Origin of the sequence: Candidatus Planktophila sp. (assembly GCF_036734405.1) — a bacterium.
Taxonomy (GTDB): Bacteria; Actinomycetota; Actinomycetes; order Nanopelagicales; family Nanopelagicaceae; genus Planktophila.
This window is the reverse complement of sequence record NZ_DAIMYR010000002.1, coordinates 15,780-30,373: the sequence shown is the minus strand read 5'-3', so window position 1 is coordinate 30,373 and position 14,594 is coordinate 15,780. Positions and strand designations below refer to the sequence as shown.

Here is a 14,594-nt window from a genome sequence, read left to right as displayed (position 1 = left end):
GGGTTGGCGCGTGGCCAATTTCGTTATTGATCTAGCCCCCTTGCGAAAGTCCAAGGACTTTTCCTTGCTGTGGGCTGCCGGATTGATTTCTTACTTCGGGTCAATGATCACTTACGTGGCAGTGCCCTTCCAAGTTAAAGAGTTGACGGGCTCTTATATTGCAGTTGCCATTAGTGGTTTGGTTGAGATTGTTCCGCTGATCATCTTTGGCCTATATGGCGGAGTCCTGGCCGATGCCTTAGATCGTAAAAAACTAATTTGGATCACCGAATTGCTATCACTGCTTTTTACCGCAATTTTGCTGATTAATTCGATGATGGATTCTCCTAGCCTGCTGCTGATTTACATCGTGTCCGGACTATTTGCTGCCACTAGTGGTTTGCGACAGCCAGCAATGCAGGCCGCGCTGCCGCGCCTTGTCGATCACGAAGATATGACAGCGGCTGCAGCCCTGATGAGTTTGCGTTGGCAGATCGGTGTCATCGTGGGGCCAGCTATTGGTGGTGTTTTGATTTCAACGTATTCGATATCGGTTGGCTACGCCGCCGATATCGCAACCTTCATTATTTCTCTTGCGTTGATTGCGTTTATGAAAAACATCCCACCCAGCCACGAGGCCGAAGCCCCATCCCTGTCAGCGTTAATCGATGGTGTGAAATATGCATTCAGTAGGAAAGATTTATTAGGTACCTACCTGATTGATTTAGCGGCGATGTTCTTTGCTATGCCAACGGCGTTGATTCCATTTTGGGCAGATCAATTAGGTGCACCATGGGCCTTGGGATTGCTCTATGCCGCCGGAACTGTTGGCTCTGTCGCAATTGTTCTGACAAGTGGGTGGGCAAAAAATGTGCACTTCTATGGTCGGGCGATTATGTGGGCAGCAATCGGTTGGGGTGTTGCCATCGCATTGTCAGGTGCAACAAATTATCTGTGGCTGGTACTTCTCTTTCTGACCTTGGCGGGGGCATCGGACATGATCAGCGCCCTCTTTAGATCAGCAATGTGGAACCAAACTATTCCCGACAATCTTCGAGGACGTCTGGCTGGAATCGAGTTGTTGTCATATTCGGTGGGCCCACTTGCGGGCCAGATGCGTGCAGCTGGAATGGCGGCGGCTACTACGTTAAGTATTTCGGTAACAAGTGGCGGAATCATTTGTGTAATTGCGGTCGTGTTACTGGCCAGTTTTTTGCCAGATTTTAGAAAATTCGACATCAGAACCAACAAATATGCCCTCGAAAATCAGAAAATGGCGGAAAAATTACGCGTAAACCCTCAATCAGAGGACGAGAATTCCTAACTTGACACAATTTTGAGGGATTTTTACAAATTTTCACGAAATTAATAAAAATCGAAAATAAAAAGTAATGAAATTTCCGAAGATGCATACAAAAATAAAAATATAAATTTGCGACACGCGCTAAATTATTTGTCACAAAATGTTGGCATTTTTGTCCAATTGATGTCACGCTTATCCATGAACAGGTTTGGGTGACGGATCCGAACCATTCCGATAGGAGAAGTACGTGGCCGCAGCAAAGAAAGCAGCACCAAAGAAGCGTCGCAAGAAGGCAGCAGCACCAGCTGCTCCAAAGAAGCGTCGTAAGAAGGCAGCTGCAGTAGCAGCAGCACCAAAGAAGCGCCGCAAGAAGGCAGCAGCAAAGAAGGCTGCTCCAAAGCGTCGCAAGAAGGCAGCAGCTAAGAAGGCAGCTCCAAAGCGCCGCAAGAAGGCAGCAGCTAAGAAGGCAGCTCCAAAGAAGCGCAAGAAGGCAGCAGCTAAGAAGGCAGCTCCAAAGCGTCGCAAGAAGGCAGCAGCTCCAGCAGCAGCTCCAAAGAAGCGTCGCAAGAAGGCAGCAAAGAAGGCTAAGTAAAGCCCTCAAGCATATTAAAAAAACCCGCCACTCTATGTGGCGGGTTTTTTTATGTCATAAATGACAAAGAAGTTTTCTAATCTTCCTGTGCATCTTTACGAAGTGATTCTTCAATGCGTTCAAATATTTCTGCCAAGGTTTGCTGATCACTTTTTGATAGGTGATCCATAAATCGAGTTCGAACACTTTCCACATGATCAGGGGCAGCAGCAACAATTGCTTTCCAGCCCTTGGGAGTCATCACTGCAAAGTAGCCTCGTTTGTCACCTGGGCAAGGCTCGCGGCGAACCCAACCCTCTTTTTCCATAACCTTCATGCGGTGCGATAACCGCGACCTGGACAACAAAGCACTAGCGGCTAAATCACTCATTCTCATACTGCGATCTGGGGCGTCACTGAGTTGAACCAGGATTTCATAATCTGGCATTGATAAATCGTGCGCATCTAAATCCGAATCCAAGGCTTCGAGCAACCGTCGGCTAGCGATTATGTAACGTCGCCAAGCCTTCATTTCGGTGGGGTTGAGCCACCTTGGTGCGGTAGCGTTTTCACGTGCCATGAGTGCAGTCTACGGCAAAGGTTGAAGCTTCAACTACTTTTAATTGAAGGGGAATAGCGTGCGTTCTAGTAAAGATGGCTTGTCAGCTGCAGGTTTAGATTTTTCCCACCAGGATCAAACGGTGCGACCACAAGATGATTTGTATCGCCACTTTAATGGTGGGTGGCTCAAGACCGCCGTTATCCCCGCAGATCGTGCCACTGATGGAGCATTTATGGCGCTGCGTGTTCAATCCGAAGCTAGAGTTCGCGAAATCATTGAAGGTGCCAGTGGCTCTGATGAGGCGACCAAGATTGCACATATCTATAAATCATTTATGGATTCAGCTGCAGTCAACGCTAAAGGTTGCTCCCCTATTGCCGCAGAGCTGGCCCTGGTTGATTCAATTTCAACAATAGCCGATTTCATTTCGACATTTTCTCAGTTAGAAGCTCGCGGAACCTCTGGAATTTTTGGCACCTTTATCTATGCCGACATGAAGGATGCCTCAACAAATATCTTGTACCTGGCACAGGGTGGAATTTCATTGCCAGACGAGGCGTACTACCGAGAAGAAAAGTATGCCGAGATAAGAACCGCATACCTTGCCCACATAACTGCGATGTTCACCTTAGCTAAGGTTTCAAACCCAGCTGAAAATGCAGCGAAGGTGATGGCCCTTGAAACCAGTATCGCTGGCCATCATTGGGACCAGGTGAAAAATCGCGATGCGACGCTGACCTATAACAAGATGAACCGCACAGAAGTTAAGGCTTTGATGCCTGCTTTTGACTGGGAGCATTACTTGGCAGCTGGCGAAATTCCAGCAATTGTTTTGGATTCTGTCATCGTTCAGCAGCCCTCATTTTTTGAAGGGCTAGGTGCCATCTTGGCTAACTTTGATGCTGATGCTTGGAAGGCTTGGCTCAAGTGGCACATCGTTAGTGGATCAGCTCCTTACTTGTCGGATGAATTCTCAAATGAAAACTTTGCATTCTTTGGCAAGACTCTTTCTGGAACTCCTGAACTTCGCGAGCGCTGGAAGCGCGCTGTTTCCATGATTGAAGGTTCATTGGGCGAAGCTGTTGGAAAGGTTTATGTGCAAAAGTACTTCCCGGCCGAAGCCAAAGCCCGCATGGAAAAACTGGTTGCAAATCTGATCGAGGCCTATCGCGGCAGCATTAACGAACTGGCATGGATGAGCCCTGAGACCAAGGTCAAAGCTTTGGAGAAACTGGGCAAGTTCCGCCCCAAGATTGGCTACCCAGATAAGTGGCGTGATTACAGCGCTTTGCAGACAACCCCCGATGACCTATACGGAAATGTGGGCCGCGTAGTTAAGTTTCAGCGAGATCATGAACTTTCAAAGATTGGTAAGCCGGTTGACCGCGATGAATGGTTTATGGCTCCGCAAACTGTTAACGCCTATTACAACCCAGTCATGAATGAGATCGTTTTTCCTGCAGCTATCTTGCAGGCACCGTTCTTTGGTTTAGATCATGATGACGCCGTTAACTACGGTGGCATTGGCGCAGTTATTGGCCACGAAATCGGACACGGTTTTGATGATCAAGGCTCCAAATATGATGGCGATGGAGCGCTTAACAACTGGTGGACTGATGCAGATCGTGCAGCTTTTGAAGAACGTACCAAGGCCCTGATCGCTCAGTATGACGCGTTGATTCCTGAAGAAGCACCCGATGTAAATGTCAATGGCGCTTTAACGATTGGTGAAAACATTGGTGACCTGGGTGGACTAACTATCGCTTACAAGGCTTACCAGATTTCACTAGCCGGAAAACCATCTCCAGTCATAGACGGTATGAGCGGTGAAAAACGATTAATGCTTTCTTGGGCTCAAATTTGGCGGGCCAAGGTTCGTCCAGAAGAGATGCGCCGTCGAATTGCGACCGATCCACACTCGCCTGCTGAATTTCGATGCAATCAAATCCTTAAGAACTTTACGCCTTTCTATGAAGAGTTTGGGGTTACCGATAAAGATGCACTGTGGTTAGAGGAACAAGCTCGAGTTCAGATTTGGTAATGCATTGAGTTTTTCATTTGATATCAAGCATGCGCAAAGCGACTCATTGGCACGTGTTGGAACTATCAACACTCCGCACGGACCAATTCAGACGCCAGCATTTATTCCGGTAGGCACCAAAGCCACCGTTAAATCGGTGCTGCCAGAAGCGATGAAGGATCTGGGTTCACAAGCTTTACTTTCAAACGCCTATCACTTGTATTTACAACCAGGATCAGATGTATTAGATGAGGCTGGTGGGCTAGCCAAATTTATGAACTGGCCTGGGCCAACCTTTACTGACTCTGGTGGTTTTCAAGTTTTGTCATTGGGGGTTGGTTTCAAAAAAGTCTTAGCGATGGATGCGCAAACATTTCGTCGAGATGATGTCATTGCCGGAAACAAGGATCGCTTAGCCCATGTCGATGATGAAGGTGTAACTTTTAAATCCCACCTTGACGGATCGATGCATCGATTTACTCCAGAAGTATCAATGCAGGTTCAACATCAAATCGGTGCCGACATCATGTTCGCATTTGATGAGTGCACGACCTTGCATAACACCCGCCCCTATCAAGAACTAGCGATGGATCGCACCTATGCCTGGGCCATCCGTTGCCTGGATGAACACAAACGCCTGACCGAGCAACGAATCGATAAGCCCTATCAAGCCTTGTTCGGGGTAATCCAAGGGGCCCAATATGAAGATCTTCGAAAGAAGGCGGCAACTGATCTGGGTTCTTTGGAATCTAGTGGCCAATCCTTTGATGGTTTTGGAATCGGTGGGGCCTTGGACAAGGGTCAACTGGGAACAATTGTTTCTTGGGTCAATGAAATTTTGCCCGAAGATAAACCCCGTCACTTGTTGGGAATCGGCGCCCCAGAAGATCTATTTGTCGGTGTAGAAAACGGTTGTGACACCTTTGATTGCGTATTGGCGAGCAGAATTGCACGCACAAGTGCTGTGTACACGATGGAGGGGCGTTTTAACCTGTCTAACAGCCGTTTTAAGCGGGATTTCACGCCCATAGACAGCCAATGCGACTGTTACACCTGTACGCACTACACACGGGCTTATATGCACCATGTATTCCGCGGTAAGGAAATCATTAGTGCGACCTTGGCAACGATTCATAATGAAAGATTTATTGTTCGCTTGGTAGATCAGATGCGTCAGGCACTTCTTGATGGAAACTTTGCTGACATGAAGGCCGATTTCTTAGGCCGATACACCCACCGAAGTGGGCAGTCGCGCGACTAAGGGTTTTTTACAACCTTAGGCAGATTCCAGTTGTACTTAATCGATAGTTCGCGGACCAGAACCACAACCAAGCCGGCCACTGCCACAACTAACGCCTCATTAAGGTCTATGGCATCAAGGGCTAAGTAAACAACTGCGCCCGAAAGAGATGCGGTACCAATAGTTTCGCGGTGAAGCAGGACAGGTTTTATCTGGCACATGATGTCTCGGAACAAGCCGCCAGAGACCGCACCGATTAATCCAAGAACTGCAGCCACTACGAGCGGTGCATCGTATAAAAGTGCGAACTGAACACTTGAAACCGTAGCAACAGCTAGCCCCAAGGTATCAAGAGAAAGCGCGAAGCGACCAACATCTTGCGTCTTTCCCATTGAAATGGTGATCAAAAATGCAGCGATGATTGGTGCGAACAACCATGGGTACTGAATCCATGGCGGTTGTTGGCCCATAAACAAATTGCGCAGGGTGCCGCCAGAAATTGATGCAACTGCTGCGATGAAAAGAATGCCGCCGTAATCTAAACCTTTGCTGGCTGCAACTCTTGCCCCAACTAATGCAAAGGCAAAGGTTGAAACTAAGTCAAGACCAAAGACTAAAAGGTCTAGATCCATGGTGGATTACTTCTTAAGAGCTAAACGAGCCTCGCGACGAATCTTTTGTTCCTTTGGATCTGGAACAGGAACAGCTGAAATTAGACGCTTGGTGTAATCATTCTTAGGGTTCTTCAGAATCTGATCACGGTCGCCAACTTCGACAAGCAAACCATTTTGCATAACTGCAATTCGGTGCGACAAGATGTCAACAACTGCTAAGTCGTGAGAGATAAACAAACACGCAAAGTTCAACTTGCCCTGAAGCTCTTGCAACAGTTCAAGGAAGCGAGCCTGTACAGACACATCTAGTGCAGATGTTGGTTCATCGGCAATCAATAGATCCGGTGTCAGCGCCAAGGCACGTGCGATACCTACGCGCTGTCGCTGTCCACCTGAAAGCTCATGTGGGTAACGGTTGCGATAGCTACGTGGAAGTTCAACTTGATCCAACAACTCTTCTACCTTGTGAGCTAGATCGGCGCCCTTTGCCAAACCTGCCAAGAACAATGGCTCGCCAATTGATTCACCAATTGGAAGACGTGGGTTCAAAGATGAGGCTGGATCCTGGAAAACAATTCCGGTGTGACGGCGAATTGTAAACAACTCCTTTTGAGTTGCATGGCTAATGTCTTTGCCAACAATTTCTAGTTTTCCTTCTTTGATTGGAAGCAAACCAATTGATGCGCGACCAACCGTGGTCTTTCCAGAACCTGATTCACCTACTAGGCCAACAATCTCACCTGGGTAGATCTCAAGACTAAAGTTCTTAACCGCAACGAAAGCTGGAATTCGTCCACGCTTTGGATACTCAATAGTGACATTGTCTAACTTCAATACTGGTGCTGGCTTTGCACTTTCCTTGTATGGAAGTTCGCGCTTCTTACTAGATCCAAGCTTTGGCACAGATCCAAGAAGTTGTTGAGTGTATGGATGTACTGGCTTATTAAAGATCTGATCTGCAGTTCCTGATTCAACGGTGATTCCATCCTTCATTACAAGGATTTCATCAGCCATATCTGCAACTACACCCATGTCATGTGTGATCAAAAGGATTGCAGAATTTAGCTTGTCCTTCAGGCCACGCATTAAGTCAAGAATTTCAGCTTGAACAGTTACATCCAGCGCTGTCGTTGGCTCATCTGCCACAAGCAAACCTGGGTCACAAGCAAGGGCTTGCGCGATCATTGCGCGCTGGCGCTGTCCACCTGAAAGTTGGTGTGGGTACTTTTCAATTGATTTTTCAGGATCTGGAATATCAACCATTGTGATCAGTTCAAGTGCGCGAGCATGTGCTTCTTTTGGACCCATATCAAAGTGATTGCGAAGAGTTTCCATGATCTGGAAACCGATTGTGTAAATTGGATTGAGCGCAGTCATTGGCTCCTGGAAAATGTAAGCAACCTCTTTGCCGCGGAACTTTCGCAAAGTAACCGCCTTGGCGTTAAGCATCTCTTGATCCTTAACCTTTACTGATCCAGACATGCGCGCATTTGATGCCAACAAAGACATCAAACCAAGTGCTGTTGTTGACTTACCTGAACCTGATTCTCCAACGATCGCTGTAACTTTTCCTGGCTCGAGAGAAAGGTTCATACCAATAACTGCTGGGTACCAGACTCCATCTACCCAGAAATCAACATTAAAATCCTTGATCTCTAAGACTGGCTTACTCATTTGGTTGACCCTATCTGTGAGAAACTTGCGGAATGACGAATAGTGAAAAGTTCAGACCCGGAAGCGCGATTGCCAGTGGCTGGATTCTTATCGCCTTCTTTATCGGATTCATTGTGCAAAGCTTTTTCTACGGTGGCGACATTGTTACGAACATTGGCATCTGTGGAGCTGGCGCTATTGGTGCGTACCTGCTCTTCCTGAAGCCCTACGTTCTTCTCTTTGATGAAGGTATCAAGATCGTTAACCCAACCAAAGAGATCACCGCTACGTGGGACCTGGTTGAGGAGATCGAAACCAAGTACAGCATGTCCATCCAGATCAGAGGCGAGAGTTTCCACGCGTGGGCTGCTCCAGCTCCGAGTGGTCGTCACAGTCGAAGAATGCACAAGACCGATCTGCTTCCCGGCGCGGATGATCCGCGACGAGTGGGTGACTCGCTTAAGAGTGACTCTGGAATCTGTGCCTACATGGCCAAGATTCGAAAGAAAAACTTCGTTGCTGGTGCTGCCAGCGAGTTTGAGATCCTGCGAGATAACCGAGGATTGTTTGTCATTGCAGCATTGCTCTTGCTCGGGGCAGCAGCGGCTTTCATTTAGCGAATTAATCATTGGCCTGCGCTAACTTTTTAGCGGTAGCTGATTCTTGACGCTCCTTTTTGGAGATTCGGCGGCGTTGACGCGGATCAAAGGCATCACGCAAGCCATCACCAATAAAGTTAATGCTCAAAGCGATAGAGATAATGAATAGACCTGGGTACCAGAAAAGCCAAGGACGTGTAGTAAACGAGTCCTGGTACTGGCTAATCAAAAGTCCTAATGAAACATCTGGTGGAACAACTCCGAAACCAATGTAGCTCAGTGCGGTTTCAAGCAAAATCGCACCAGATAACAACAATGTCACCGAAACAATAATGACACCGACTGCATTTGGCAGGATGTGCTTGAAAATGATGCGCTTATTGGTTGCACCTGCAACGCGGGCAGCATCTACGAATTCACGTTCGCGAAGCGATAAGAACTCGCCACGAACAAGACGCGAAAGTCCGGTCCACGCAAACAAACCGAGCAACAATGCTAAGAAAGTAGCTCCTAGGTTTCCGTAACGGTAACCAACTACAGAACCAATAATGATTACTGGGATTGTGATCATGAAATCTACAAAGCGCATCAAAATTGCATCGATGCGACCGCGGTAGAAACCTGCGATTGAGCCAACAACTACTCCAAGTGTTGCCGCAATGCTGCCGATGATAACCATGACAGAAAGTGAACGTTGCGTTCCTTTCATTACTAGCGCGAAGTAATCGCGACCAATGTCATCCTGACCAAATGGGTGTGTTCCTAATCCAATACCTTCGCCACCAAGGAATTTTGGGCGAAGAGAAATGGTTGGACAACCAATTGTGTCATTTGGGCAGTCACCAAAACGAAGCTCTGGAAGATCCTCTGGTGTCCATTTCCACCAACCTGGCACCTTAACAACACCAAAGAGTTTCCAATCCAACGCGGTGAATGCAAGCGCAACAATTGAAATAATGGTGACAAGAGATGCAACCGCGGCGCGGTGGCGAAAGAATCGCTTGCGAACAATTTGACCTTGACTTAAGCCTTCGATCTCTTTGTTTTGGATTGCATTTTCACCGCTCAAGACCTCGGTTGATTCAACACTAGCTTTTGATTTGCGCGCCATGGTTATGCACCACTTCCTACTCGAATACGTGGGTCTAAGGCTGAGTACAACAAATCCGCGACAAAGTTAGCTAGGACAGCCATGGTTGCAGTTACAAAGAAAACACCCATTAGCAAGTTCAGATCTTGGGCTCGAATCGCTGTAAGTGCCAAGGTGCCCATTCCAGACCAAGCAAAGACGCTCTCAGTAATAAAGGCGCCGCCAATAACACCTGCAAAATCTGCTACCAAGATTGTTGCCATTGGGATCATGGTGTTGCGGAAAGCGTGGCGCATGATCACAGTACGTTCGGTCAAGCCTTTAGCACGAGCGGTACGAATGTAATCTTGATTAAGAACTTCTAGCAGTGTTCCACGAGCAAAGCGAATATATCCCGCAAAACCGATCAAAGTTAACGCAAGTGTTGGCAAGAATAAGTGCGTAACAATGTCCAAACTGGTAATCCAAAAATCGCTGTCATCCATAAGGTCGCTTCTTTCACCAACCGTTGGAACTGGGCGATAATTAACCGCATCTGTTTCCATGTATGGCTTCCAGGTCTGCATCAACTTGTCTACGAAAACAAGTCCACCAGAAAGGACTCCCGTGATTATTGCAGTACGCACAATTGGAGCACGGTCGATTTTTGAAAATGCTAAACCAACAAAAACTGCAGTAGTAATCAAAACGCAGATCATGAGGAAAATAGTGAAGTTTCCAGGGTACTTATCAAAGACCCAGTTTGCTGGGTAATAAGCAACAATTGATAGGCCAGCCATCACAAGCGATGCCCGAAGCGCTGCCTTGTTTGTGACACCAACTGAAAGTTGCGTAACTCCATAAGCGATTCCGATGGATAGCAGCAAAATCACAATCGGCCCAAATGATGGGTCTAGCAGCCATCCAGTAGCACCAATGACTGCAACTAAGGTGCTTGAGATTGCAAATGCCACGCCATAGGTAACCCAATATGTCTTTCTAGTTCCTCCAATGACAGCTGCCCAGAACAAACCACTAACCAGCCCAATTCCTATAATCCAATTAAATGGAATTTGTGGATCAACTAAGAAATTGTTAAATGAGATCGCAAGATATTCCTTGAGAAGAACTGCTACCCAAAAAATTGGAAGTGAGAACAAAAGGAATGCAATAAAGGTCATTGAGTAATCAAAACGGCTGTACTGGCGAAGGGCGGTAACGATTCCGATCATGATGCCGAGTACTGCGGCCAATACTGTCGCAGCGGCAACAAGTCGAAGAGTTACGGGAATCGCTAAGGCCAAAGAATCAATAACTGCGGCGCCATCGCGGCCAGTTCCAAAGTTTGCTTGCCCAACAAATACCCCAAACACGCCTCTTAACCATAAGAAGTAGCGCAGTGGTGGCGGAACATCCAACTGGAGCTCTCGCGTTAACACCAAGATTTGAGTGTCTCTATTTGGATCTGTACTTAAACGCAGATCTTCAAGAGGATCGGCTGAAATGGCCGCCAGGTTATAAAGAATAAAACTCGATCCGAAGAGGATGACACCTAAGACTCCAAGTCGTCTAAGAACAAACGCTGTCATGTTATGTGCATTCCCCTCGATTAAAAATTTAAATTACTGCCTGACTATACAGTCAAAGGACGCTCGGAGTTTGATCTCCGAGCGTCCCTTGGACTGAATGTATAGAGCTAACTAAGGAAATTAATCCTTAGTATGTCCACTCCCAGTAGTTCCATGTCAACTGTGGTGACAATGGAGCTGGCTTTAGACCCTTAAGGTTCTTGTTAATTGCATTAACACCAGGGTGAACGAATACAGGAAGTGTTACAGCATCGGCAAATAGCGCACGGTCAGCTGTAATGTACTTCTGTACTAGTTGTTCAGGCTTCATTGCAACGTCTAGTTCTTCACAGACACGGTCAACTATCTTGTTGGAGTAACCCATTACGTAGTTTGAACCACCTGTTGTCTCTAGAACTGAACAAGACTGCTTCTGCAACACTGAGCTTGAAACCCAAGCGAAGAAGAATGCGTCGTACTTGCCATTTCCAAGAAGTGCTCCCCAACCTGATTGGACATCGCCAACTAGGTTAAAGCCGACCTTTGCCATGTTTGCCTTTGCAAGTGCGAACTGTGCTGCACGGCGTGTGTTTCCACCTGGAACAAGAACGTTCACGGTCAGAGGCTTCTTTAGAGCATCTGGATAGAACTTCTGTACCAATGCAAGTGCTGACTTATTACGTGATTCTTGTGTTCCACGTGTGTAGAACGCTGAACCGTTAACAGCACAGATCTTGTCGTATGCGGCAGATCCTGGTGCAACCCAAGCAGTACATAGAGGCGTTGATACTCCGTTGATTGGAGCAATCAGCTTTTCCATGATTTCGTTGCGAGGAAGTGCTAGCAAGAATGCTTGACGAAGAGCCTTTGAACGTGCGCCATCCTTTACTGAGAAGAGACCTGAGTATGGAGGCTCACCTTCGACGCTGTCGTAGTGGAGATCCCAGTGCTCATAAACAGCCTGCTCGCCACCTGTGACATTGATGTTTGTGATCTTCTTCAGAGCAGCTACAGCATCAGCTGTTGCCTGTCCTGCATAAACATCAAGTTCGCCGTTTGCAAGTGCCTGTACTGCAGCAGTTCCATCAGTGATCACCTTGAACACGATTGTGTCAATTGAACCAGTCATCTTTGGACCTGAGTTGTACTTAGGGTTCAACTTCATTGTCATTGATGTCTTTGGAACTGCACTGTCAACCATGAATCCACCGTTGCTAATTAGTAGCAATGGGTTAGTGTCCTTGTTGACTGTAGTAATTGTGTAGTCCTCAGACCAAACCTTACCCATCTTCTTAAGAAGAGCTGTGTCCTTTGACTTAAATGCTGCTAGGAAGCGATCCTTAGCTGCAAGGTTAGCTGATGCTGACTGAAGTTCTGTCTTACCTTCTGCCATCAAAACCATTGCGTGAACTGGTGCTGGTCCTGGACCATATAGATCCCAGTTTGCAATTGGGCTCTTGTAGCGCAATGTAACTGTCATTTCATCTGCAGAAAGTACTGGCTCTCCCACAATGTTCTTGTGGTAAGTGCTTCCGTAACCTTGACCGTTGAAAGCAGGCTTTTCAGTCTTGCTTGCTGGATCACCAAGGCCTGCAGCCTTTGAGTAATCATCGCTACCAAGGATGTGCGATAGAAGAAGGTCTACACCAGTAATTGGTGTGCCATCTGACCATACGCGACCTGGGTTAACTGTGTACTGAACACGGAAATCAGTCTTTGAGTTCTTAGTAATACGGTAGTTACCAAAAACAGTGTTCTTGATTAGTTCTTTCTTATCGTTGTAATAGTTAAAGCCCATTCCAGTCAATGCTGCTTGGTCAGTACAAACAGTGCTGTTTGTAGTTGAAAGACCGCAGTTAAGACCAGTCTGTACGTTCGTGTGGTGAATAACCACCGTTGAACGTGTGTTTGCTTGAGCAGGTGTTAGCAGTGAAACTGCCAACGCTGCTGAAGCTGCAGTTGCGAGCGCAAGCTTTGCGCTACGTGTGAACTTCATAGTTCCTCCTTGAGGGTTAAAGAAAAGCGTCTGCGGAGAGTCGACCAACCCCGAAGGCGCTTTTGGTGGGTGAAGTCTGCCCTAATGAACGGCAAATGAGCAAGAAGTAAACAATAGGTATGAGCCTGTTTTGATAACAACTTTGTAACCCTTGGCTGAGTAATCCGCCAGTCGTGGCTATCCAAGGGGTGAGAAATGGGCTACTTAGCCGCCTCTACCCGACCGGCAATTCCCATGAAAAACTGGATCGAACTGATGGCAATGACAGAGGCAATAATCCCGCCGACGTACATAGGTAAACGCAAACTAAAGTGCGCAAGTACGCCGCCCAGAACTGAACCGATTGGCATCATGCCCCACACCAATGTTCGACGAGTGCCATGAATTCTTCCGTACAGTTCATTAGGAATGATGCCCTGATAGGTAGCCATCAACAAAATGTTCCATTGCGCAATTGCAAAGCCGCCTAAAGTCGCAAGTCCTACAAAAACATAGATGTTTGGGGAAAATCCTTGCGCCAAAAGAATTACTGAACTGCCCGTTATTCCTATAGTCATCATGATGCTTCGGCCAAATCTCTTGGACGCCTTTGGAGCAACAATTGCGCCAACTAGTGCGCCTATTCCTTGAATAGTAAGAATGACACCAAAGTATTTGGGTTCAAGTTCTAACTCTTTGATGATAAACAAAACTATGGTCGCGGTTCCCATTGAATAGCAAACACCAATGGTTGCGGTAGTTAGCACTAGACGTCTTAAAACTTTGTGGTTGTACAGGTATCTGATTCCGAACTTGATGTCTTCAATAAAGTGTGGCTTATTCTCTTTAGCACTTTCAGTTCGGACATCTTGCAAATATTGGATCGGAATCGAAAGAGCTAAAATAGTGGCAACTGCATAACCAATACTGTTGATGAAAAATGGGAGCCAAATAGCCAGGGCATAAAGAAAGCCGCTAAGAGGTGACCCGATGAAGCCTTGAATAACTGTCTCTGAAATCTGAAGTCTTGAATTGCCCTTTTCATAGTGCTCTTCATCCAGAATTTGTGGAATCAAAGATTGGGCAGTTGTATCGGTTGCAACTTCACATACTCCAATTACAAAGGCTGAAAAAATCAACCAATAAATAGTCACATGCCCGGTTGCGATACCAAGGGCCATCACTCCAATCACCGCACTGCGGATAGCGTTGGAGCCTGCCAAAATGAATCTGCGATCCACCCGATCCACCATGGCACCGATAGGAATAGCAAATAGCAACCAGGGCAACATCACCATTGCCCCAATAATCGAAATGAGCACGGTGCTATCAGTCAAAGTGATCGCCAATAATGGCGCTGCGGCAATTAAAACGCCGTCAGCTAAGTTAGAAACAATGCTTCCAGCCCACAAACGATTAAATGCTGGACCCATATCTAGAA

General features: G+C 46.9%; 12 protein-coding genes. 5 read left to right on the top strand and 7 right to left on the bottom strand.

Annotated features, from left to right (window positions below; all coding sequences use genetic code 11):
- The first annotated feature begins 10 nt into the window (after positions 1–10).
- Both AC9UC2_RS02245 and AC9UC2_RS02240 read left to right on the top strand, forming a co-directional pair.
- Positions 11–1,303: an MFS transporter gene (locus tag AC9UC2_RS02245; RefSeq protein WP_509524816.1), complete on the top strand. Its 1,293-nt coding sequence runs from the start codon at positions 11–13 to the stop codon at positions 1,301–1,303.
- A gap of 226 nt (positions 1,304–1,529) precedes the next feature.
- Positions 1,530–1,874, top strand: coding sequence for a hypothetical protein (locus tag AC9UC2_RS02240; protein WP_509524814.1), 345 nt, complete (start codon positions 1,530–1,532; stop codon positions 1,872–1,874).
- Between the two features lie 76 nt (positions 1,875–1,950).
- On the opposite strand, the gene AC9UC2_RS02235 is transcribed toward AC9UC2_RS02240, so the two are convergent.
- A complete protein-coding gene (locus AC9UC2_RS02235) occupies positions 1,951–2,433 on the bottom strand; it encodes a MarR family winged helix-turn-helix transcriptional regulator (RefSeq protein WP_509524811.1) in 483 nt (160 codons plus the stop codon).
- A 58-nt stretch (positions 2,434–2,491) separates the two neighbouring features.
- Here AC9UC2_RS02235 and AC9UC2_RS02230 point away from each other — a divergent pair, with 58 nt between their 5' ends.
- Together AC9UC2_RS02230 and tgt are read left to right on the top strand one after the other, a co-directional pair.
- The gene (locus AC9UC2_RS02230; RefSeq protein ID WP_509524809.1) at positions 2,492–4,456 is read left to right on the top strand and encodes a M13 family metallopeptidase; all 1,965 of its coding nucleotides are present in this window, start codon (positions 2,492–2,494) and stop codon (positions 4,454–4,456) included.
- 4 nt (positions 4,457–4,460) lie between these two features.
- On the top strand, positions 4,461–5,696 hold the full coding sequence (tgt, locus tag AC9UC2_RS02225) for a tRNA guanosine(34) transglycosylase Tgt (RefSeq protein ID WP_509524806.1): 1,236 nt from the start codon (positions 4,461–4,463) through the stop codon (positions 5,694–5,696).
- Here the strand turns inward: tgt and AC9UC2_RS02220 are convergent.
- Positions 5,693–6,307: a trimeric intracellular cation channel family protein gene (locus tag AC9UC2_RS02220; protein ID WP_509524804.1), complete on the bottom strand. Its 615-nt coding sequence runs from the start codon at positions 6,305–6,307 to the stop codon at positions 5,693–5,695. The two genes, tgt and AC9UC2_RS02220, sit on opposite strands and share 4 nt — an antisense overlap.
- Positions 6,308–6,313: 6 nt before the next feature.
- Positions 6,314–7,963 carry an ABC transporter ATP-binding protein gene (locus tag AC9UC2_RS02215; protein ID WP_509524800.1) on the bottom strand — a complete coding sequence of 550 codons (1,650 nt, stop codon included), beginning with the start codon at positions 7,961–7,963 and terminating at the stop codon, positions 6,314–6,316.
- A 32-nt stretch (positions 7,964–7,995) separates the two neighbouring features.
- Here AC9UC2_RS02215 and AC9UC2_RS02210 point away from each other — a divergent pair, with 32 nt between their 5' ends.
- Positions 7,996–8,559 carry a hypothetical protein gene (locus AC9UC2_RS02210; RefSeq protein ID WP_509524797.1) on the top strand — a complete coding sequence of 188 codons (564 nt, stop codon included), beginning with the start codon at positions 7,996–7,998 and terminating at the stop codon, positions 8,557–8,559.
- Positions 8,560–8,563: 4 nt separating this feature from the next.
- Here the strand turns inward: AC9UC2_RS02210 and AC9UC2_RS02205 are convergent, their stop codons facing one another.
- The 4 genes from AC9UC2_RS02205 to AC9UC2_RS02190 all read right to left on the bottom strand — a co-directional run bounded on the left by AC9UC2_RS02205 (position 8,564) and on the right by AC9UC2_RS02190 (position 14,586).
- Positions 8,564–9,652, bottom strand: coding sequence for an ABC transporter permease (locus AC9UC2_RS02205; protein WP_509524795.1), 1,089 nt, complete (start codon positions 9,650–9,652; stop codon positions 8,564–8,566).
- A 2-nt stretch (positions 9,653–9,654) separates the two neighbouring features.
- Complete coding sequence (locus tag AC9UC2_RS02200) at positions 9,655–11,199, bottom strand: ABC transporter permease (RefSeq protein ID WP_509524792.1); 1,545 nt, start codon at positions 11,197–11,199, stop codon at positions 9,655–9,657.
- Between the two features lie 127 nt (positions 11,200–11,326).
- On the bottom strand, positions 11,327–13,174 hold the full coding sequence (locus AC9UC2_RS02195) for an ABC transporter substrate-binding protein (protein WP_509524790.1): 1,848 nt from the start codon (positions 13,172–13,174) through the stop codon (positions 11,327–11,329).
- A gap of 200 nt (positions 13,175–13,374) precedes the next feature.
- Entirely contained in the window at positions 13,375–14,586 is a 1,212-nt protein-coding gene (locus AC9UC2_RS02190; protein ID WP_509524787.1) for an MFS transporter, read from the bottom strand.
- Between the last annotated feature and the right edge of the window lie 8 nt (positions 14,587–14,594).